Source organism: Mycobacteriales bacterium (assembly GCA_035533475.1).
Taxonomy (GTDB): Bacteria; Actinomycetota; Actinomycetes; order DATLTS01; family DATLTS01; genus DATLTS01.
Map to the genome: position 1 here is coordinate 242,270 of DATLTS010000041.1, position 20,585 is coordinate 262,854.

Below are 20,585 nucleotides of genomic sequence, written 5' to 3' on the forward strand. Positions count from 1 at the left end.
GTTCGAACATCAAACGAGACAAGGAGTGGCCGGAATGGGTTCGGTCCGCGTAGCCATCGTCGGGGTTGGAAACTGCGCCGCCTCATTGGTCCAGGGCGTCGAGTACTACCGCCACGCCGACCCATCGGCCCGGGTCCCCGGCCTGATGCACGTCCAGCTCGGGGACTACCACGTCAGCGACATCGAATTCGTCGCAGCGTTCGACGTCGACGGCAAGAAGGTGAACCGGGACCTCTCCGAGGCGATCTTCGCTAGCGAGAACAACACGATCAAGATCGCGGACGTGCCGCCGCTCGGGATCACGGTCCAGCGTGGCCCCACGCTCGACGGGCTGGGGCGCTACTACCGCGAAATGATCCAGGAGTCCTCCGAGGAGCCGGTAGACGTCGTCGGGGCGCTGCGCGAGGCCCGGGCAGACGTGCTCGTCTGCTACCTGCCGGTGGGCTCCGAAGACGCCGCCCGGTTTTATGCAGACTGTGCCATCGAAGCTGGCGTCGGCTTCGTCAACTGCCTTCCGGTGTTCATCGCCGGGACCCCGGAGTGGGCGGCCCGCTTCGCGGCGGCGAACGTTCCGATCATCGGTGACGACATCAAGAGCCAGGTCGGGGCGACGATCACCCATCGGGTGCTCGCCAAGCTGTTCGAGGACCGTGGCGTGGTCCTGGACCGGACGATGCAGCTGAACGTCGGCGGCAACATGGACTTCATGAACATGCTCGAGCGGGAGCGGCTCGAGTCCAAGAAGATCTCGAAGACGCAGGCGGTGACCTCCCAGCTTTCGCACGAGATCGGCAAGAAGAACGTGCACATCGGACCGTCCGACTACGTCGGCTGGCTCGACGACCGCAAGTGGGCCTATGTACGCCTTGAAGGCAGGGCCTTCGGTGATGTGCCGCTCAACCTCGAGTACAAGCTCGAGGTGTGGGATTCCCCCAATTCGGCCGGCGTGGTCATCGATGCCGTTCGCTGCATCAAGATCGCCCAAGACCGGGGGGTCGGCGGACCGCTGCTGGGCGCGTCCTCGTACTTCATGAAGTCGCCGCCCGAGCAGTACCGCGATGACGAGGCCCGTCGTGCGGTGGAGGACTTCATCGCCGGCTGAGATCGCCGGCTGAGCCGAACCCGGGCCGGTGGATAACCGGTCCGGCTGCCGTGGAACGCGGCCGTACGCTGGTCCGGTGTCCGTCCTCGGCGAGTTGCGGGGGTTGCTGCGCAACCGCCGGTTCGCCCGTCTCTATGCGGTGCGGCTCACGTCACAAGCCGCCGATGGCGTCTTCCAGGCCAGCCTCGCGGCCGCTGTTCTGTTCAACCCCGATCGGCAAACCGATGCGACGGCAGCGGCGATCAGCTTCGTAATCGTGCTCCTTCCGTACAGCCTGGTCGGACCGTTCGTCGGGGTGTTCATCGACCGCTGGAGCCGACAGCGGGTCCTCGTCCGGGCCAACCTCATCCGGGCCGGCCTGCTCGTGTTCCTTGCGGCCTTCGTCGGCTGGCACGGCCCCACCGGGCCGCTGTTCTACCTCACGGCGCTCTGCGCGCTCAGCGTCAACCGCTTCCTCCTGGCGGCGCTGTCCGCGGCGCTGCCACATGTCGTGGAGGTCGGGCAGCTAGTGACCGCCAACAGCGTCTCCACCACATCGGGCAGCGTCGCGACGGCGGCCGGCGCCGCGCTGGCCCTGGGGCTGCGGTCTCTCGCCGGCCGAGGGGATCGAGGCAGCGCGCTAACCGCGCTCGCCGCCGCCGTCGTCTACGTGGTCTCGGCCGGATTGGCCCGCGCCTTCGACCGGCGGTTGCTCGGCCCGGACGCCCAGACCCTCGCGCCCGCCGTTCGCCATGCCTTCGCCGCGGTGCTCGTCGGCTTCACGGAAGGCGCCCGGCATCTGCGGCGGCGGCGGGATGCCACCGCCGCCATGCTGGCGGTCACCTCGCACCGGCTCTACTACGGGCTCTCGACGGTGGCGACCCTGCTGTTGTACCGCAACTACTTCCACGATCACGGCTTCTACCGGGCCGGCCTCGGTGGGCTTGCGCAGGTCGTGGTCGCCATCGCGATCGGCACCATCGCGGCGGCGGTCCTGACCCCGCCTCTGGTGGCTCGGATCGGTAAGCCGGCCTGCATCGTCAGCGTGTTCGCGATGGCCTCCGGCGTCGAACTCGCCTTCGGGCTGCCCTACACTCAGCCGAGCTTCCTGATCGCCGGCGTCTTCCTGGGCCTGGCTGCCCAGGCGTCCAAGATCTGCGTCGACACGATCCTTCAGGAACGCATCGACGACCGATTCCGCGGCCGGGTCTTCTCGCTCTACGACATGGCTTTCAACGCCGCCTTCGTCCTCGCCGCGGTGATCGGAGCATTCACACTTCCGCGCAGCGGGAAGTCCTATCCCGTCCTGGGCGGGATCGCCGCGGGGTACGCCCTCACGGCCCTCGGCTACGGCTGGTTCGTGCGCCGGGAGTCGGTCCGGGGCGGTGCGGGCCCCGACCACGCCGAGGTTACGGCAGCCCGAGCGGCAACGTCGGCGCCGGCGTCGGCAACGCCGGGAGCAATCCGGTCACCGTCGTGATCAGCTGATTGACCGAACCGGTCGGGCTCGGGCTCGGATGCGGGCTGGAAGCCGGCCCCGGTCCGGACGACGACGAGGGCGAGGGCGAAGGCGGCGGCGGACCGCCCCGGACTCCGGACGGTCGCACCGACGGCGCCCCCGGCGCCGGCCCTGACCCAGGCACGGCCAAAGGCCCCTGCGCGGCGCTGACCGTGCTCACCCCGGCGGTGCCGAGCAGGGCCTGCAAGGCGGCGCCAGCTCGCAGCGCGGTCGTCCCGAACAGGTGCGCGATGACCCCCCAGGATCCGTTGTCGGAGCGCAGCACCAAGGCCGCCGCGTAGCGTTGCGCCAACCCCCCCGCCCCCGTCGCCGCGGTCTCCGCCACGAGTAGCGGCAGGACCGTCTCGCTGGCCTGGCTCGGCACGACCGTGACGAAGCCGACCGGAAGCAGACGGCCCGCCGCCGTCTCGACCCCGGTACCGGTACCCCCGGCATCGATGGCCTGCGCCTCCTGCCCGAGCAACAAGTCGTCGGCCACCAGCTGCGGCGCGACGGTCCGCTCCGCAGCGTCGTCGGTCAGCTGGAGAGGGAACGGCGGGACTGCCGGCAAGGTGAGCCCGGGGGCGGTGATCTGGTGGAGGGCCGGGACGGTGACCTCCCGGCCGGAGCCGCTGGTGACCGTCGCGCTGCCGACGAGGACTCCGATCCGGATGGCGTAGCTACGCTCCACCCGCACACCCGACCCGGTGCCGGTGACCACGTGCAGGTCGCCGACGCCGACGTCGAGGGTCGGGCCGGCCCGGCCGTCGACGAGGACCGTGCCGTGATCGAGCAGCTGGTCGGCTCCGTCGAGGACGGAAAGCTCGGCGTCCGGACCGAGCCAGACCTGGCGTCCGCCGGTGGCGAGGATTGCCGCTCCCCCGGGACCGGTCTCGACCGCGTCCCCCGGTGAGAGCAGCTCCCCGGTGAAGGCGGCGGATACATGCCCGGCCCGGTCGAGGATCCGGGTCGCGCTGACGTGCGCGAGCCGGGTCGGGAGGTCACGGGCCGGGGTGGCGCAACTCGTCAGGGCGGCGCCGGCCAGCAGCCCGGCGAGGGTGAACCGGGTCGTCCTGGGCCCGGCATGCCTGCTTTGCCCCATCCGTCCATGATCGACCCCCGGAGGCGCCGTCTCCATGGCCCGAAATGACTAATCCGAGGTAGTCCCGGTCGGGGGGATTCCGCGCGCCTCGGCCCACTCCAGCAGGGCCCGGATCGCGGCCTCCCGACCGAGCGGCCCGTGCTGGATTCGGAGCTCGAGCAGAGCGGCCAGGGCTTCGCCGACGAGTGGCCCGGGCGGGATGCCGAGGATGTCCATGACCTGCTGGCCGTCCAGGTCGGGCCGCAACCGGGCCAGCTCCTCGCGTGCCCCGAGCTCCGCGATCCGGGCCTCCAGCGTGTCGTACGTCGCGGCCAGGGCAGCGGCCTTGCGCCGGTTGCGGGTCGTGCAGTCGGAGCGCACGAGAGCGTGCAGCCGGTCGAGCATCGGTCCAGCGTCGCGCACGTAGCGGCGGACGGCCGCGTCGGTCCATTCGCCACTGGAGTACCCATGGAACCGCAAGTGCAGCTCGACCAACCGGGCGACGTCCTCGACCAGCTCCTTGGGGTAGCGCAGCGCGGTGAGCCGGCCGCGGGCCATCGCAGCCCCCACGACCTCGTGGTGATGGAAGGACACCCGCCCGCCGGGTTCCAGGGATCGGGTTTTGGGCTTGCCGATGTCGTGCAGCAGCGCGGCCAGACGAAGCGTCAGGTCAGGACCGGAGGGCTCGCGGCCGATCACCTGCTCGAGCACGGTGAGGGTGTGTTCGTAGACGTCCTTGTGGTGGTGATGTTCGTCGATCTCGAGGCGGAGCTTGGGAAGCTCCGGCAGGATCCGCTCGGCCAGCCCCGTCTCGACGAGGAAGGTGAGGCCGAGCCGCGGGTTCGCCGCCTGCATCAGCTTCGACAGCTCGTCGCGGATCCGTTCCGCACTCACGATCCCGAGTCGCTCGGCCATGGCTGAGGCGGCCGCGGTCACCGCCGGGTCCACCTCGAACCCGAGCTGGGCGCGAAACCGGGCCGCGCGGAGCATCCGGAGGGGGTCGTCGCCAAAGGAGTCCTCCGGCGCCCCCGGGGTGCGCAACCGACCGGCCAGGAGGTCCCGGATGCCGCCGAACGGGTCGATCAATCCGGCGCCGAGCGGGATCGGCAGGGCCATCGCGTTCACGGTGAAGTCGCGGCGGAGGAGGTCCTCCTCCAGTCGGCTGCCAAAACGAACGGTCGGCTTGCGGCTGGCCGGATCGTAGGCGTCGGCCCGGAACGTCGTCACCTCGAGCGTGTGGGCGTGTTTGGTCAGTCCGACCGTGCCGAACGCGATGCCCACCTCCCAGGTCGCCTCCGCCCATCCGCGGACCAGTTCGAGGATCACGGGGGGCTCGGCGTCCGTGGTGAAATCGAGGTCCGGGCCGAGCCGCCCCAGGAGCGCGTCGCGTACCGAGCCGCCCACCAGGTAGATCTCGTGCCCGGCGGCCGTGAACCGCTCGCCGAGCTCGCCGACCACCGGGGCGACCCGGAGCAGCTCGGCGAGCCCGCGGCGTTGAGCGGCGCTCAGCGCAGGCGGCAGGTCGTCGGGCACGGGGCACAACCTATGTCCGGAGCGCGTTGATGTGGTTCGGGGTTGTGGCGGACGGCTCGCGGGTATTCACCGTTTCGGGGGTATCCAGCCGCCTCCGATCGGCCTAGTGTGACCTGCTGGGACGACCGGATGTCGTTAGAACGGAGACCGGTGAAAGGCACACTCGATATCCACCGAGAGCTGCTCGTGCGGGACGTCCCGCACGAGGTGGTCCGGCTGCCCCGACTCGTCCTGGCCGCCGACGAACTGCCGGAGGCGCTCGGGCTGCCGGCGGACCGATGCGTCGCGGTGCGGGTGTACCTCGCCGACGAAGATCTGGTCGCCGTCCTGGTCCGGGCCGGCGACGTCCCGGACCCGGCCAGGTTGCTCACGCTGCTGCGGGCCCGAACGCTGCGCGTCGCCGACGCGGACCTGATCAACGCGAGCACCGATTACGCCGCCGGCCTCGTCGCACCGCTGCTGCTGCCGCCGGAGGTCACCGTGCTCTGCGACGCGGCCGTACCCCGGGCAGCGGTCGTATACGTCCCGACCGGGGAGAGCGGCACGGCGGTGGGTATCCCGACCGAGGATCTGCTGGCGGTGACCGGGGCTCGCGTCGCCGAGCTCTGCAACGCGTCCGAACCGCTGATCGAGCTGCCGGATCTAGACGGCGACCCGGTGGCGGGCCCACCGGCGTCGATCCTGCTTCCCAGGCCCGGCTAGGCCCGGCTAGGCCCGGCTAGGCCGCCCGGCGTCCCCCGATCCTCGGTCTACGATCGCGGGGTGTCCGAGCGCCGCCCCTCTCCGCGCCGGCGGCTGCGCAAGGTCGAGGAGATCTCCGCTGGGGGGCTGGTCGTCGACGGCCCCGGGCCCAGCCCTCGCGCCGCGCTCATCGGCCGGCTGGATCGGCGCGGCCGGCTTCTCTGGTCGCTGCCCAAAGGTCACGTCGAGGCGGGCGAGAGCACGGCCGACGCCGCGGTCCGCGAAGTAGCCGAGGAGACCGGGATCACCGGGCGGGTCCTGGCCCCGCTCGGGACGATCGACTTCTGGTTCGTCGCCGACGACCGGCGGGTGCACAAGACCGTCCACCATTTCCTGCTCGTCGCCGAGACCGGGGAGCTTTCCGACGCCGACGTCGAGGTGACCGAGGTCCGCTGGGTACCGCTCGCCGACGTCCGGGACCAGCTCGCCTACCCGACCGAGCGGCAACTCCTCGACCGCGTCCCGGAGCTGCTGTCGGACACCGCGTGACGCCTGCCGGTTTTCGGCTCGCCGTCGGCACGGCCGCCCTGCTCTGCGTCGTAGCGGCCGGAGCGCGCGGCGGAGACCCGGGGCCACCGGCGTCCCCCGGACCGGTGAACACGAGCGCGTCACCGAACCCGACCGCGGTCGCCGCCCCGCCGGCGACTCCGCTCGAGCTCACCATCACCAGCCTTACCCCGGCCATCCCGCAGCCGGGACAGACGCTCGTGCTCGCCGGCCGGGTCACGAACCGCTCCGCGACTACGGTCACCTCCGTGTCCGAGCTCATGCTGTTCAGCCCGGACCGCTTCTCCACACGCAGCCAGCTCGACACCTTCGCGGTCACCGACGACCAGTTCGGAGCCGTCGTCGACGGAAGCTTTCACCAGGTCGCCCCCAGCCTCGCCCCGGGTGCGACAGCCGCGTTCCGGCTCGGCACACCCGTGAACGCCCTCGGCCTCACCGGGGTCGGCAGCTATCCGATCGGCATCGAAATCCAGGGCAGCGCGAGCGATGGCAGCCCGGAGGTCTCGGTGTTGCACACGTTCCTTCCCTGGTGGCCGGTGGGCCTCACCTACCCTCCGCGCACCCCGCTGGGCTGGGTGCTCCCGGTCACCGACCGGCCGCACCGTGCGGCTGCCGGGTTCCTCGACGACCAGCTCGCCGCCGAATTCTCCGCGGGCGGGCGGCTGGGCGGCCTGGTCGCCGCCGGGGTCCAGGCGGAGCAGTTGCCAACCAGGCCCGGCCAGCCGTTCCGGGCCGCTAAACCTGCCGCCGGAACCGGTCAGCCGGCAACCCCGGCCCGGGCGGCCGTCCTGCCCTCGCAGCCGGTGGCGCTCACCTGGGCGGTCGACCCGATGCTCGTCGACGACGCCAAAGCGATGTCCGCCGGATACCAGGTCGCCGGCCGACCCGGCCGGGGTCGGGCCGCGGCAGCCGGATGGTTGCACGCCCTGAGCCAGGCGTTGACCGGCGGGGACCTGCTCGGTCTGCCCTACGCCGACCCCGACATCGTGGCCCTCGAGCACGCTGGACTCGACAGCCAAATCGCCGCCGCCGAGCGGATAGGCGGCTCGGTGTGGTCCAGCGCGTCAACGGCCGAGCCGCTCCCGGGCACCAGCTGGCCGCCGGCCGGTGCCCTCGACGGGGCCACCTTGGACGCCCTGGCCGCCACCGGGACGCGGACGGTCCTGCTTTCCACCAACGCCCTCCCCCCCGCCTCCGAGCAGTACACCCCGAGCGCCGCGAGCCCTCCGCTGGCCACCCCGACCGGCCCGGTGAACGTCCTCGTCGCCGACGACACTCTCGATGCGATTGTCACCGAGGGCGCCGCCGGGTCCGCGTCCACGGCGCGGCTCGCGGAGCAACGCTTCCTCGCCGAAACGTTGTTCATCAACTACGAGTTCCCCAGCCTCCTGCGCGCGGTGGTGATCGCGCCGGACCGGCAGTGGGATCCCAGCCCGGCCTACGCGGCGGCGCTGCTCGAGGACACCGGGCACGCACCGTGGCTCGTTCCGATGAATATTTCCGAACTTCTCGCCGACGGATCCATCGCCAGGACCGCCCGCCAACCGTTGAGCTATTCCGCGTCCGCTCGGAGCGAGGAGCTCAGCGCCGGCTACCTGGCGGCCGTCGGCGGTCTTCAGGCGCAGCTCGACGAGCTCGAGGCGATCCTCACCCGCCCACGGGCGACCGACCCGTTGGTCCGCGCCTTGGAGACCGGCTTGCTGCGCAGCGTGTCGTCAGCCTGGCAGTCCGACCCCGGCGGCGGGCTGCGCGTCCGCTCGGCGGTCGCCGGCGATCTCGCGGCCGACATCGGCGGTGTGCGGGTCACCACGACCGGACAGGTGACGCTCACCAGCCACCGCGGCACGGTCCCGATCTCGATCCGCAACGCGCTGCCCGAGCCGGTCATCGTGGGGCTGTTCGTGGACGGCGGACTACAGGCGCAGGTCACCCAGGTCGGGGCGATCCCGGCGATCCCGCCCGGCGACGAGACCCAGGTCCAGGTAGGGATGACCCTGCAGACGACCGGTGTGTTCCCGGTCCGGGTGCAGCTCAAGACGCCGACCGGAAGGCCCTACGGTCCGCAGACCGAGCTCCTCATCGACTCCACCGCGTACGGCGCCTTAGCCCTCGGCATCACCGGTGGGGCGTTCGCGGTCCTGCTGCTCGCGGTCGCGATCCGGCTCACCCGTCGGGCGCGGGGCGCCCGGCGCGGCCGCCCGGTGGCGGGCGGCGGGTGATCCGCCGGTGAGCCGGGCGGCACTGCCGTCCACGCTGATCCGCTCGAGCGGGAGCATGGCGGTCGGCACCCTGCTCTCCCGAGGCACCGGATTCCTCCGGACCATCGTCATCGCCGCCGCGATCGGGACGACCATCGGGGACGCCTACAACACGGCGAACACCATCCCGAACATCGTCTACGAGCTGCTGCTCGGCGGGGTGCTCACCAGCGTCGTCGTGCCGTTGCTCGTCGCCGCCGCACGCCGAGACGGCGACGGTGGCGACGGTTACGCCCAGCGTCTGCTCACGGTCGTCGTCGTCGGGCTGACCGTCACCACGGCGCTCGCGATCGGGCTCGCCCCGTGGATCATCCGGCTCTACGTCGGCGGAACGCGCGAGGTTGCCGCCGCACGGCTGGCGGTCACCTTCGCGCGCTACTTCCTCCCGCAGATCCTCTTTTACGGGGTGGGTGCCCTGCTCGGCGCGATCCTCAACGTGCGGGGAAGTTTCGCCCCTCCGATGTGGGCCCCGGTCCTCAACAATGCCGTCGTCATCGTCACCGGCGGGCTGTTCATCGCGGTAACCCGCGGCCGGGACGTGGTCGCGGGCCGGGTGTCCGGCGGGGCCACACTCCTGCTGGCACTGGGCACCACGCTCGGCATCGTCGCCCAGACCCTCGCCCTGTTCCCCGCCCTGCGCCGGACCGGCTTCCGGTTCCGGCTGCGCTGGGACCTGCGCGGTGCGGGCTTGCGCCCGGCGGCCGCGCTCGGGCGATGGGTGCTCGTCTACGTGCTGGCCAACCAGGTGGCCTTCCTGGTCATCACCCGGCTCGCTTTCGCGGCGCGCTATCCGGGCACCTTCACGATCTACGTCTACGCGTTCGTCCTCGTGTCGCTCCCGTACGCGGTGGTCGCAGTCTCGGTCATCACCGCGCTGCTGCCCCGGATGAGCGCCAGCGCGCTCGACGGCCGGCTCGGTGACGTCTCCGCCGACCTGTCCCGCGGCCTCAAGCTGGCTGCGGTGGTCCTGGTCCCGGCCGAGCTCGGCGCGATCGCCCTCGGCCCGCTGGTCGGCGCCGTGCTCTTCGCCCACCACACGCTGAGCCTCGGCACCGGCCGGCTGATCGGCGCCACCCTCGCCGCGTACGCCGTCAGCCTGGTGCCGTTCGCGGGATTCCAGATGCAGCTGCGAGCCTTCTACGCCCTGCGCGACACGCGGACGCCCGCGCTGGTCAACATCGGTGTCAACTCGGTCAACCTGCTCGCCGACCTCGTCCTGTTCGTCGCGCTGCCCCCCAGAGAACGAGTAGTCGGGCTGGCGCTCGGCTACTCCCTGTCCTACATCGCCGGATATGCCTGCTTCGCCGTACTCCTCCGCCGCCGGCTCGGGATCACCCGGCCGGCAAGGCTGACCCGGACCCTGGTGCGCCTCGGCGTGGCCGGGGCGCTAGCCGCGGGGCTAGGTTATGCGGTCGCGCACCTGCTGACCAGGGTGGCCGGCGACGGCGCTGGTGGCTCGGCGCTCGGCCTGCTAGCGGGCGCCGGGGCGGCGACCCCGCTCTACGTCTGGCTCGTCCTGCGGATGCGCATACCTGAGGTCCGCGAGATCGGCGGACTGGTCGGCGGCCGGATCCGCCCCTGACTCGAGGCCATAGCCGGCGCGGCGCCTCAAGAACGCACCGGGAACAGCCGACTCGGGACTGTGGACCAATCTTCCCGGGTGTGCTGGGCATCCGACGCGGGCGACGTCGTCCTCGGCTGGTTCACGAAGATCGTCGTCGGGTTCGCCATCGCGGCCGTCGTGCTCTTCGACACGATCTCCGTCGCCGCGGCCGCCCTGGGCACCTCCGACGACGCAGACACGGCCGCCTTGGCTGCGAGCAACAGCTGGCACTACTCCCACGACCCGGTGGCCGCCCTCAACGCCGCCACGGCGGTCGCCGCGGAGCACGGCGAGACGCTGATCGCTTCCTCGTTCTCGATCGCCTCGGACGGAACTGTCACTCTCGCCCTGCGCAAGACCGCAGTCACCGTCGTCCTCCAGCATCTCGGGGGGCTGCGCAAGTACGCCACCGTCACCGAAACGGGCCATGGGGGGCCGACCAACTGATGACGGTTCCCCCGACCGCCCGGCGGCGTGGCAGGCGCCTGCTCACCGGGTCCGCCGTCGTGGGTACCGCGGCGCTGGTCCTGGCCACCGCGGCGCTCGTCCTGCCCGGCGTCGCCGCCGCCGATCCGGTGGGGTCCGCCCAATCCCGCGCCGCCGCGCTGGCGGCCCAGGTGGGCCGGCTCCAGACCCAAGCCGAGGTCGCCGTCGAGCACTACGACGAAATCGAGACGGAGCTCGGGCAGGCCGTCACCGACCATCTGCTGGCCCAGACCGAGCTCGAGCAGATCCAGCAACAGTCACGAAACGGCCAGTCCGCCTTCCAGGACCAGATCCGTGCGCTCTATCAGGACGGTGGCCAGCTCGGACTGATGGCGACCGTTCTCAGCGGGGACAGTTTCGGCGACGTGGTCACCCGCTACCAGGACGCGGTGTCCGTACTGCACCACGCGCAGGTCTCGAACGCCGGAATCGGATCGGCGGTGCTGTCCGCCGCCACCGTCGCGCACCAGTTGGCGGTGGCCGCCGCCACCGCGACCACCCTGCAACAGGCCGCTCGTCAAGCGGCCGCCGTGGTCGAGGCCGACCTGGCCCAGACCCAGCAGCTCCTGGCGGCCGCGACGAGCCAGGTCCGCGAGCTGGAGGCCGAGGCGGTGGCCGCGGCCGCCGCCCGGAGCGCGGCCCAGGCATCCGCGGCCCTCATCACGGCCCAGGGCGCCACCTTCAGCAACACGGTCCCGCCGAACTCGGTTGCCGCCGCCGCCATCGTCGCGGCGCGCAGCCGGCTCGGCGACACCTACGTCTGGGGCGGCAGCGGACCGACCGTCTTCGACTGCTCCGGGCTGACCCAGTGGGCGTACGCGCAGGCGGGAGTCGCGCTGCCGCGCGTGGCCGCCGACCAGTACAACGCCGGCCCGCATGTAGCGCTCAATGCACTCGCGCCCGGGGACCTGCTGTTCTGGGCGACCGACGTCAACGACCCGACGACGATCCATCACGTCGGGATGTATCTCGGCGACGGCATGATGATCGACTCGCCGCACACCGGAACCGTCGTCCAGATCCAACCGGTGTGGTTCGACGGCTACATCGGGGCGACCCGTCCGACCGGCACCCTGGCCGGACCCGCGACCGGGCCTGCGACACCCAACTCCGCCCGCATCGGATGACACCGCCGGGGCCGGTCGAGCCGTTCCGGGGAACTACGTCCGACTGACCCAGATCCGGACGTCGAATTTCCTGGTCGGCCGCCTGGGTTGACGCGCCCCCCGGCCGCCCCCCGCCCGTACCATTGGGCAGCGGCCGGGGCCGGACCGGGGTCCTCCCGTCTCGCACAACATCCCGGGACAAGGCGGAGGCCGCGGTGGCAGCGAGGGGACCGGCAGCCGCCGCCCCGCCCCTCCCGGTCCAGGCCGGGGACCTGCTCGGCGGCCGGTACCGACTCGAACGGCTCCGCGCCGAACGGGCCGCGTGCTCGCTTTGGCGGGCGCTCGACGAAGTGCTGGCCCGTTCGGTCGCGGTCAAGGTCGTTCCGGTGAGCGGACGTCGGGCAGCCGGGGGGGTCCAGGCCGAGGAGATCCGCGAGGCGGTCTCCCGGGCGGGACGGGTGACGGATCCTCGGTTGGCCCGGGTTCTCGACGTCGACGAGCTGGAGGTCGGCCGGGGCCGCTACTGCTACGTGGTGAGCGAGTGGCTCGACCTGCCCAGCCTGGGCGCGCTGGTCCGCGCCGAACTACTCTCCGCCGCTCAGGCAACCGATGTCGCCTGGCAGGTCGCCGACACCCTGCACCAGGCGATCCGGGCCGGTGCCTGTCACGGACGGCTACACCCCGGCAACGTCCTGCTCCACCCGGGTGGAGCGGTCAAGGTTACCGACCTCGAGGTGGCCCGGGTCATCGCCCGTGAGGACGCGGAGATCAGCCCCGAGCACCGCCAGGCCCAGGATGCCCGAGCCATCGGTGGGCTGCTCTACGCCGCGCTCACCGGGTACTGGCCGGTGCAGCCGGCCGGCGGCCTGCCGGCCGCACCGATGCGCGCCGGCCGCCTTTGCCGGCCGCGCCAGGTGCGCGCCGCGGTCCCGCGGGAACTCGATTCGGTCGCGGAACGGCTGCTGGGGCTCGACCCGGCACTGCCCGCGGTCGACACGCCGGCGAAGGCGGCTGCGCTGCTTCAACCGCTGCCCCGAACGCCGCCCGGCGTCGGCGGCGGGGCTGCTCCGGAGGACCGGGCCCCGAGCCGCCTCCGCGTCTGGGCCCGGCGGGTCGTTCCGCTGGTCGGCCTGGTGGCGATCGGGCTGGTGTCCTACCTGGTCGGGGTCGAGGTTGGCCGGGTGCCACCGCCGCCGCAGAGCATCCCCGCCTTCACCGCCCCGACCCCGTCCGGGGGTGCGTCGCCGTTCGCTCCGATCCCGGTGTCCGCGGTCAGCGACTTCAACCCGGAGGGAACGGGACCGGAGAATCCGCAGGCCGTCCGGCTCGCCGTCGACGGGGACCCGGCGACGGCCTGGTACACCTCGCGGTACTACGGGAATCCGAACTTCGGTGGGCTGAAGCAGGGAACCGGGCTACTCATCGACCTCGGCTCGCCGCGCCGGATCCGGGCGGTCCGGGTCGCGTTTGTGCTGCCGGGCGCCTCGGTCCAGCTCCGGGCGGCGGACCGGGTCGGCGCGGACGCGCCGGAGTTCCGGCTGGCCGCGGCGATGGAGAACACGCCGCAGACGTTCACCCTGACCCCGGCCCAGCCGGTGTCGGCGCGGTACTGGCTCGTCTGGCTGACCCGACTGCCAAGCGTCGGGAACAACACCTACCAGGAGGGCGTGGCCGAGGTCGCGTTCTACGGCTGACCGGCTACCCTCCGACGGTGCGGGACGTCTCCCCCGACGCCGACCTGCTCGCCCGCCACGTTGCGGGGGACCCGGTGGCGTTCGGCGAACTGGTTCACCAGCACCGGGACCGACTCTGGGCTGTGGCGCTGCGCACCCTCGGGCACCCGCAAGACGCCGAGGACGCGTTGCAGAACGCGCTGCTGTCCGCCTTCCGGTCGGCCGGCTCATTCCGAGGGGACGCGGCGGTGACGACCTGGCTGCACCGGATCGTCGTCAACGCATGCCTCGACCTCGTTCGCCGGCGGTCGACCCGCCCCACCGACCCGATGCCGGAGACGGAGCCGCCGGATCGGCGCGACGCGGTCGCCGAGGTCGACACCGCGATCGACGTGGCGGCCGCCCTCGCGACGCTGCCGATCGAGCAACGTCTCGCGCTCGTCCTCGTGGACGTCACCGGGCACTCGGTAGAGGATGCGGCGCGGATCCTCGAGGTGCCAGCGGGGACGGTCAAGAGCCGCTGTGCCCGCGGGCGGGCCAGGCTCGCCCCGCAACTCGCGCATCTCCGCGGGGGGAACCCGGCCGCCGGCCGCGACGTCGGATCGGTGACGGGACCACTGACCGGCCCGAATGGCGGCGCGGTGACCGACCCGGGCGGCGCGGAGGAGGTGAACCCCGGACATGTGGACGTCTGACGGTCACCTAGATCACGACACCCTGGCCGAGGAGGCCGAAGGCATTCTCCCGCCCGCAGATGTGGCCGCGGTCACCGCGCATCTGCGCTCCTGCTCGATCTGCCAACAGGCCCGCGCCAGCGTCGCGGAGGTCGCCCGCCAGCTCGCCGCGCTCGGGGGCGCCCGCATGCCGGGCCCGGTCAGCGATCGGCTCGACGCCAGCCTCGAAGCGGCTGCCCGCGGGGTCGGTGTGGCAGCGCTCACCTCGGTCCCGAGCACAGGCCGGCGGCGCGGACCGAGTCTCGCCGGGCTGTCGGCCGCCGCCGCCGCCGTGGCCCTGATCGCGGGCATCACCGTTGGTGCCCTCGAGCTCACCGGGTCGAAGCCGGCCGGCGTCGGTTCTGCGCCCCCCGGTTCGGTCACCGCCGGTGCACCGACCACCTTCCGGTTGACCGACAGCGGCCGGGCGTACACCAAGGCCAACCTCGGCCAGCTCCTCCCGAGCCTCGCCGGCGCCCCAGCGGCCGGATCCGGCGGGCTGTCGGGCCTCGGCTCCGGCTCCGGCTCCGGCTCCGGCTCGGGCCCGGGCTCCGGCTCGGCACCGGGGGGCTCCGCCGCCGGAACCGCGGGGCCGGCGCAAACCCGGGCGACCCTGCTGCTGAACCGGCTGCGCACCGACCCGGCGGCGATGACCGCCTGCCTCGACGTCCTCTCGGCGCCGCTGCCGATCATCGAGCCGCTCGCGGTCGACCTCGGCACGTTCGGCGGCGTGCCCGCCGCCATCTTCGTGCTTCCGGTGTCCACCCATCCGCAACTCGTCGACGTCTACGTCGAAGGGGCCGAGTGCGCGGCAGGGCACGACGCGACCCTCTACGTGGCGCGGCTTCCTCGACCGTCGGGGCTTTGAACCTGCCCGGGATCTGGCGCGGCGTCGGACCGCGCCGCCGCCGGCTTGCGCCGGCGGGGAGGCAGCGTCCATAGCCAGGCGCCGAGCGCCGCACCGAGGTACGGGGGGACGACCTGCCCGGCGGGCCCGAACGGATCCTGATGGCCCACAACGAACCGGAAGCCGTAGCCGGTCCCGATCACCGCGTAGAGAACAGCGATCAGCCGGAGCAGGGTGTAGCCGTGCTCCCGCGGCCGAATCCGCCCGGCGGCAATCGCGGCGATCCCACAGGCCACCCCGACCAGAGCTGGGGTGACGATCGAGAACACCTTCGCGCCGACGTACTCGCTGGCGACCTGGCCACCGACCATCCCGGCCACCGACGCCGCGAGGGCTGCCCGGACCGCGCCCTCGAGGCGCCCCGGGCCGGCCCGGACCGACCGGGGTGGGCGACCGGCGCAAACCCGACAGCCGCGCCGCGGGTCCATCGGTCGATCGGCGCCGCACCGGGGCCGGTCGCACACCGGGCAGCGGTCGGCCGCCGGGCGCCCGGGATGGGCGGCGCAGCGCAGCGGCGGATCGAGCACAGCGGCAGCCTTCCATGGGAATCCCCGATCCGTAGACTCGGTTGAGCCGGCAAGCAGATCGGAGGGCGGCGGACGGTGACCGGAGAACGAGATGTGATCATCGTCGGGTCGGGGCCGGCCGGGTACACGGCGGCCATCTACACCGCCCGAGCCGGGCTGAACCCGCTCGTGGTCGAGGGCTCGCAGTTCGGCGGCGCCCTGATGACCACGACCGAGGTCGAGAATTTCCCCGGGTTCCCGGACGCCGTCATGGGCCCGGATCTGATGGATGGCATGCGCAAGCAGGCTGAGCGCTTCGGAGCGACCTTCCTCAGCGACGACGCAACGGCCGTCGAACTCACCGAGCCGGTCAAGGTCGTCCGGGTCGGGGAGCAGAGCTTCACCGCTCGCACCGTGATCCTCGCAACCGGTTCGAGGTATCGCTACCTCGATCTGCCCAACGAGGCTCGCCTGCTCGGCCACGGGGTGTCCGCGTGCGCGACCTGCGACGGCTTTTTCTTCCGCGACCAGCCGATAGCGGTCATCGGCGGTGGCGACTCCGCCATGGAGGAAGCTACCTTCCTGACCCGGTTCGCCAGCTCGGTCACGGTCGTTCACCGTCGAGACACGCTTCGCGCCTCGAAGATCATGGCCGATCGGGCGCGGGCCAATGCCAAGATCGACTTCCGCTGGGACACCGAGGTCACCGACGTCCTCGGCGAGGAGCGACTCACCGGCTTGGCGCTGCGCAACGTGCGCACCGGCGAGGCGTCCCAACTGGCGGTGGGCGGCATGTTCGTGGCGATCGGCCATGACCCGGCCAACGAACTGTTCCGCGACCAGGTGAGCTGCGACCTGGCCGGCTACGTTCGGGTAGACCACCCGTCGACCCTCACGAACCTGGCCGGGGTGTTCGCCTGCGGCGACCTGGTCGACCACATCTACCGCCAGGCGGTCACCGCGGCCGGCACCGGTTGCGCCGCCGCACTCGACGCCGAGCGCTACCTAGCCGCACTCGCCGACCGCTGAGGAATGCGGGCGGGGCCGCCGGGCGTTGCAGCGGCACGGAGCATCGACTCGGGAGGCCCCACGGTGGCAGGCGCGACAAGGACAGTGACCGACGCGACGTTCGCGACGGAGGTACTCGGCAGCGACAAGCCGGTGCTCGTGGATTTCTGGGCCGAATGGTGCGGGCCGTGCAAGATGGTCGCCCCCGTGCTCGAGGAGATCGCCAGCGAGCATGCGGACAAGCTCGTCATCGCCAAGGTCAACGTCGATGAGAACCCCCAGGTCGCCCGGACCTACCAGATCCTCTCGATCCCCACCATGTCGGTGTTCTCCGGCGGCGAGGTGGTCAAGAGCATCGTCGGCGCGAAGCCGAAGGCCGCCCTGCTCAAGGACCTGGAGCCGTTCCTCTAGGTCTTTCGCGATCCGCCGCGAACCGCGGGGGCTGGCCTCTACCGCGCGCCCTGTCCGCGGGACCGGAGCCGTTTGCGCCCGGGGCCGATGCGGAACACTTCCGGGATGGCCCGGGCCGCTAGCCGATCCCCCCGGAGCCGGCGGGGGCTACCATTCGCCGATCCACCTGCCTCCACGCTCCGGGAGCCTTGCCTCGTGCACCTGTACCGCCGGGGGGACGTCGGGCCGGCCATCGCCGAGATGCGGGCCAAGCTGGCCGCGCTCGGCCTGCTCCCGGTCGACGGCAGCGAGGCCTTCGACGACGACTGCGACCGGGCGATCCGCGGCTTCCAACAGGCCCGGGGCCTGCGCGTCGACGGACTGGTCGGCCCGGAGACCTATCGCACGCTCGATGAAGCGCGGTGGCAGCTCGGCGATCGGGTTCTCTCCTTCTCGGTGACCCACCCGTTCGTGGGCGACGACGTGGCCGAACTCCAACACCGGCTTCTCGACCTCGGTTTCGATGCCGGTCGTTCCGACGGCATCCTCGGTCCGCGGACCGCGACCGCGCTCCGCGAGTTTCAGCGCAACGTCGGCCTCGTCGCCGACGGGACCTGCGGTCCGAAGACGTTGCGTGCGCTGCGCCAACTGTCCCGGACGGTCACCGGCGGCCGGCCCGACATGATGCGTGAAGAGATGCGACTACTCGCCGGCGGGGCCGCTCTGGCCGGCAAGGTGGTCGTGATCGACCCGGGCCATGGCGACCGTGACCGCGGCGCCCAGGGACACGGACTCGATGAAGCGGGTGTCGTCGAGGATCTCGCCGCCCGGCTCGAAGGACGGCTCGGCGCAGTGGGTGTCGCGGCGTACCTGACCCGCGGCTCGGACAACGGCCCTGCCGACGAGATCCGAGCCCAGTTCGCCAATAACGCCGGGGCCGACCTGCTCGTCTCGCTGCACTCCGACGCCGCGCCCAGCCCGGGGTGCAACGGCGTCGCGACGTTCTACTACCGCGGCACCCGGGGGGGTTCCGCGGTCGGTGAGCGGCTCGCCGACCTGGTCCGCGGCGAGATCGTCGCGCGGACCGACCTGCTCGACTGCGGGACGCACCCCAAGACCTGGGAGCTGCTTCGGCTGACCCGGATGCCGGCCGTGCGGGTCGAGGTCGGCTACCTGACCAATCCCGGTGACGCGGCCCGCCTTGGCGCCCCGGAATTTCGGGACACGATCGCCGAGGCGATCGTCGCCGGGATCCGGCGCCTCTACCTGCCGCGCGACCTCGACGTCAGCACCGGACAGCTGGCGCTCCCCGCCCTGGCCAGCTGAGGTCGTCCGGAGCGAACCGACCCACCACCGAGCGCGACGTCATACCGGGCGGAGCGCGCCCTCGGGGGTCATCGAGCCCAGCAGCCGCTCGATCGCGACCTCGACGTCCTCGCGCCAGGAGACCGCGCTCTTGAGCTCTAGGCGCAGCCGGGGGAACCGGTGGTGCGGCCGCACGGTCTTGAAGCCGACGCCGAGCAGGAAGTCGGCGGGGAGCAGGCAATGCCCGAGCCCCCCCCAATGCAGGTCCCCGAACGCCTCGATCGCCTTGATCCCCCGCCGGGTCAGGTCCTTCGCCACGCTCTGGACGAGCATGCGGCCGATCCCGCCTCCCGCGAAGTCCGGGAGCACCTGGGCGGTCATGAGCAGGACCGCGTCGGCGCTCACCGGGCTGGTGGGGAAGGCGACCGAGCGCGGCACGAACGAGGGGGGCGCAAACATCAGGTACGCCGTCGGTACGCCGTCGATGTAGGCGATCTTCCCGCAGCTTCCCCACTCGAGGAGCAGTGCGGAGACCCAGGCTTCCTTCTCGAGCTCGGTGTCTCCGGTTTCCTCGGCTCGGGAGCCGCCGACCGGGTCGAGCTCCCAGAACACGCAGCGCCGGCACCGCCGGGGCAGGTCGTCGAGGTTGTCGAGGGTGATGTTCACCACGCGCCGGGCCATCCGTAGCCTCCGCCGTGGTCACGGCACCTGGGCATCTCCCCGGTGCCGGCCGCGCCCCGCACCCCGGGACCGGCCGCGGGTCCGCCGGCTGGGCCGGCCCGACCGCAAGATCGTACCCGCGGGATTAACCGCTGCCTAGAGCCGGCGAGCCCGGCTAACCTGGGCGTCGCGAGGAGGCCGCATGACCGTCCCGACTGGGTCGCCGGGAAACCGGCTCGACCCGTACGTCGACAGCTACGCCAGCCGGACCCGGGGCATGACCGCGTCGGAGATCCGCGCCCTGTTCGCGGTCGCGTCGCGGCCCGAGGTCGTTTCGCTCGCCGGCGGGATGCCCAATCTGGCGGCGCTGCCGCTGGACGCGGTCGGTGCCATGATCGCCCGGCTGGTGGCCGGCCAGGGCACGGCAGCGCTTCAGTACAGCTCCGCGCAGGGGGACCCGCGGCTGCGATCGCGCATCTGCGACGTGATGTCCCTCGAAGGGATCCACGGCGATCCCGACGACATCGTCGTCACGGTAGGGTCACAGCAGGCGCTGGACCTGGTCACGCGGGTGTTCTGCGACCCCGGCGATGTAGTGCTCACCGAGGCCCCCAGTTACGTCGGGGCCCTGGGCGTCTTCTCCTCCTACCAGGTCGAAGTGGTTCAGGTGCCGCTCGACCCCGACGGGCTTGCGCCGGCCGCCCTCCGCGAGGCGCTCGACCGGCTGCGACGGGCCGGCCGACGAGCCAAGTTCCTCTACACGATCCCGAACTTCCACAACCCCGCCGGGGTGACGCTTTCCGCGTCGCGCCGCCCGGAGATCATGGAGATCGCCGCCCAGGGCGACCTGCTCGTCGTCGAGGACAACCCGTACGGGCTGCTGGGTTTCGACGGCGATCCGGTGCCTGCTTTACACACTTTTGACCCTAAACGAGTGCTCTACCTCGGCACGTTCTCGAAGACCTTCGCCCCCGGTCTTCGGGTGGGCTGGGTACTCGCTCCGGGCGCCGTGCGGAGCAAGCTCGTGCTTGCCAACGAGGCGGCCACCCTGTGCCCGCCGACGTTCTCCCAGTTCATCGTCGCCGAGTATCTCGCCAGCCAGCCGTGGTTCGAACAGGTCAAGACGTTTCGCGAGATCTACCGGGAGCGGCGCGACGCGACGCTCGACGCGCTGAGCCAGCTGATGCCGGCCGGCGTGACGTGGACCCGCCCGGCCGGGGGCTTCTACGTCTGGGTCAGCCTGCCCGCCGGGCTGGACGCCAAGGCCATGCTGCCGCGCGCGATCGCCGACCGGGTTGCCTATGTCCCGGGAACCGGGTTCTACGCCAACGGCGAGGGAGCCGGCCACCTGCGGCTGTCCTACTGCTTCCCGGAGCCGGACCGGATCCGGGAAGGGATCCGGCGCCTCGCTGGGGTGCTCGAGGCCGAGCTCGACCTACGCGCCACCTTCGGGGCGACCCCGGTCCGGCCGGACCCGGGCTCCCGGGCCGAGGGACCGGGACCGGACCTCATATGAGGCCGGGCCTATG

General features: G+C 72.0%; 19 protein-coding genes. 15 read left to right on the plus strand and 4 right to left on the minus strand.

All coding sequences use genetic code 11. The features are described from left to right. Positions 1-34: 34 nt before the first annotated feature. Positions 35-1,102, plus strand: coding sequence for an inositol-3-phosphate synthase (locus VNG13_09830; GenBank protein HVA60816.1), 1,068 nt, complete (start codon positions 35-37; stop codon positions 1,100-1,102). A 76-nt stretch (positions 1,103-1,178) separates the two neighbouring features. Beyond that, positions 1,179-2,561, plus strand: coding sequence for an MFS transporter (locus tag VNG13_09835; protein ID HVA60817.1), 1,383 nt, complete (start codon positions 1,179-1,181; stop codon positions 2,559-2,561). On the opposite strand, the gene VNG13_09840 is transcribed toward VNG13_09835, so the two are convergent. Further along, on the minus strand, positions 2,491-3,681 hold the full coding sequence (locus VNG13_09840; GenBank protein ID HVA60818.1) for a hypothetical protein: 1,191 nt from the start codon (positions 3,679-3,681) through the stop codon (positions 2,491-2,493). The genes VNG13_09835 and VNG13_09840 overlap by 71 nt on opposite strands. A gap of 48 nt (positions 3,682-3,729) precedes the next feature. Further along, positions 3,730-5,169, minus strand: coding sequence for a CCA tRNA nucleotidyltransferase (locus VNG13_09845; protein HVA60819.1), 1,440 nt, complete (start codon positions 5,167-5,169; stop codon positions 3,730-3,732). Positions 5,170-5,343: 174 nt separating this feature from the next. On the opposite strand from VNG13_09845, the gene VNG13_09850 reads away from it, so the two are divergent. The 9 genes from VNG13_09850 to VNG13_09890 all read left to right on the plus strand — a co-directional run bounded on the left by VNG13_09850 (position 5,344) and on the right by VNG13_09890 (position 15,148). Then, a complete protein-coding gene (locus VNG13_09850; protein HVA60820.1) occupies positions 5,344-5,895 on the plus strand; it encodes a YbaK/EbsC family protein in 552 nt (183 codons plus the stop codon). A 60-nt stretch (positions 5,896-5,955) separates the two neighbouring features. Next, positions 5,956-6,423 (plus strand): NUDIX hydrolase, encoded by a 468-nt coding sequence (locus VNG13_09855; GenBank protein HVA60821.1) that lies wholly within the window; start codon positions 5,956-5,958, stop codon positions 6,421-6,423. Then, on the plus strand, positions 6,420-8,660 hold the full coding sequence (locus tag VNG13_09860) for a DUF6049 family protein (GenBank protein ID HVA60822.1): 2,241 nt from the start codon (positions 6,420-6,422) through the stop codon (positions 8,658-8,660). Before VNG13_09855 ends, VNG13_09860 begins: the two co-directional genes overlap by 4 nt. A gap of 7 nt (positions 8,661-8,667) precedes the next feature. Then, the gene (gene murJ, locus VNG13_09865) at positions 8,668-10,281 is read left to right on the plus strand and encodes a murein biosynthesis integral membrane protein MurJ (GenBank protein HVA60823.1); all 1,614 of its coding nucleotides are present in this window, start codon (positions 8,668-8,670) and stop codon (positions 10,279-10,281) included. 78 nt (positions 10,282-10,359) lie between these two features. Further along, a complete protein-coding gene (locus tag VNG13_09870; protein HVA60824.1) occupies positions 10,360-10,749 on the plus strand; it encodes a hypothetical protein in 390 nt (129 codons plus the stop codon). Then, positions 10,749-11,915: an NlpC/P60 family protein gene (locus tag VNG13_09875; protein ID HVA60825.1), complete on the plus strand. Its 1,167-nt coding sequence runs from the start codon at positions 10,749-10,751 to the stop codon at positions 11,913-11,915. The genes VNG13_09870 and VNG13_09875 overlap by 1 nt, the downstream gene beginning before the upstream one ends. Positions 11,916-12,109: 194 nt before the next feature. Beyond that, the gene (locus VNG13_09880) at positions 12,110-13,588 is read left to right on the plus strand and encodes a protein kinase family protein (protein ID HVA60826.1); all 1,479 of its coding nucleotides are present in this window, start codon (positions 12,110-12,112) and stop codon (positions 13,586-13,588) included. Between the two features lie 17 nt (positions 13,589-13,605). Continuing rightward, a complete protein-coding gene (sigM, locus tag VNG13_09885; protein HVA60827.1) occupies positions 13,606-14,262 on the plus strand; it encodes an RNA polymerase sigma factor SigM in 657 nt (218 codons plus the stop codon). Then, the gene (locus tag VNG13_09890) at positions 14,249-15,148 is read left to right on the plus strand and encodes a hypothetical protein (GenBank protein ID HVA60828.1); all 900 of its coding nucleotides are present in this window, start codon (positions 14,249-14,251) and stop codon (positions 15,146-15,148) included. Before sigM ends, VNG13_09890 begins: the two co-directional genes overlap by 14 nt. On the opposite strand, the gene VNG13_09895 is transcribed toward VNG13_09890, so the two are convergent. After that, positions 15,112-15,714 (minus strand): hypothetical protein, encoded by a 603-nt coding sequence (locus tag VNG13_09895; GenBank protein HVA60829.1) that lies wholly within the window; start codon positions 15,712-15,714, stop codon positions 15,112-15,114. The two genes, VNG13_09890 and VNG13_09895, sit on opposite strands and share 37 nt — an antisense overlap. A gap of 75 nt (positions 15,715-15,789) precedes the next feature. Here VNG13_09895 and trxB point away from each other — a divergent pair, with 75 nt between their 5' ends. The 3 genes from trxB (at position 15,790) to VNG13_09910 (ending at position 18,417) form a co-directional block, all read left to right on the plus strand. Then, a complete protein-coding gene (gene trxB, locus VNG13_09900) occupies positions 15,790-16,722 on the plus strand; it encodes a thioredoxin-disulfide reductase (GenBank protein ID HVA60830.1) in 933 nt (310 codons plus the stop codon). 84 nt (positions 16,723-16,806) lie between these two features. Further along, a complete protein-coding gene (gene trxA / locus VNG13_09905) occupies positions 16,807-17,112 on the plus strand; it encodes a thioredoxin (GenBank protein ID HVA60831.1) in 306 nt (101 codons plus the stop codon). A gap of 195 nt (positions 17,113-17,307) precedes the next feature. Next, on the plus strand, positions 17,308-18,417 hold the full coding sequence (locus VNG13_09910; GenBank protein HVA60832.1) for an N-acetylmuramoyl-L-alanine amidase: 1,110 nt from the start codon (positions 17,308-17,310) through the stop codon (positions 18,415-18,417). Between the two features lie 39 nt (positions 18,418-18,456). Here VNG13_09910 and VNG13_09915 read toward each other — a convergent pair whose 3' ends face one another. Continuing rightward, positions 18,457-19,077 carry a GNAT family N-acetyltransferase gene (locus tag VNG13_09915; GenBank protein HVA60833.1) on the minus strand — a complete coding sequence of 207 codons (621 nt, stop codon included), beginning with the start codon at positions 19,075-19,077 and terminating at the stop codon, positions 18,457-18,459. A gap of 181 nt (positions 19,078-19,258) precedes the next feature. On the opposite strand from VNG13_09915, the gene VNG13_09920 reads away from it, so the two are divergent. Then, positions 19,259-20,572, plus strand: a complete 1,314-nt coding sequence (locus VNG13_09920; protein HVA60834.1) for a PLP-dependent aminotransferase family protein — start codon at positions 19,259-19,261, stop codon at positions 20,570-20,572. Positions 20,573-20,585 lie beyond the last annotated feature (13 nt).

Excerpts from the sequence above, each read along its gene's own strand:
- VNG13_09830 (HVA60816.1), top strand. The coding sequence starts at position 35 with ATGGGTTCGGTCCGCGTAGCCATCGTCGGGGTTGGAAACTGCGCCGCC.
- VNG13_09840 (HVA60818.1), bottom strand. The coding sequence starts at position 3,681 with ATGGGGCAAAGCAGGCATGCCGGGCCCAGGACGACCCGGTTCACCCTC.
- VNG13_09875 (HVA60825.1), top strand. The coding sequence starts at position 10,749 with ATGACGGTTCCCCCGACCGCCCGGCGGCGTGGCAGGCGCCTGCTCACC.
- VNG13_09890 (HVA60828.1), top strand. The coding sequence starts at position 14,249 with ATGTGGACGTCTGACGGTCACCTAGATCACGACACCCTGGCCGAGGAG.
- VNG13_09915 (HVA60833.1), bottom strand. The coding sequence starts at position 19,077 with ATGGCCCGGCGCGTGGTGAACATCACCCTCGACAACCTCGACGACCTG.
- VNG13_09920 (HVA60834.1), top strand. The coding sequence starts at position 19,259 with ATGACCGTCCCGACTGGGTCGCCGGGAAACCGGCTCGACCCGTACGTC.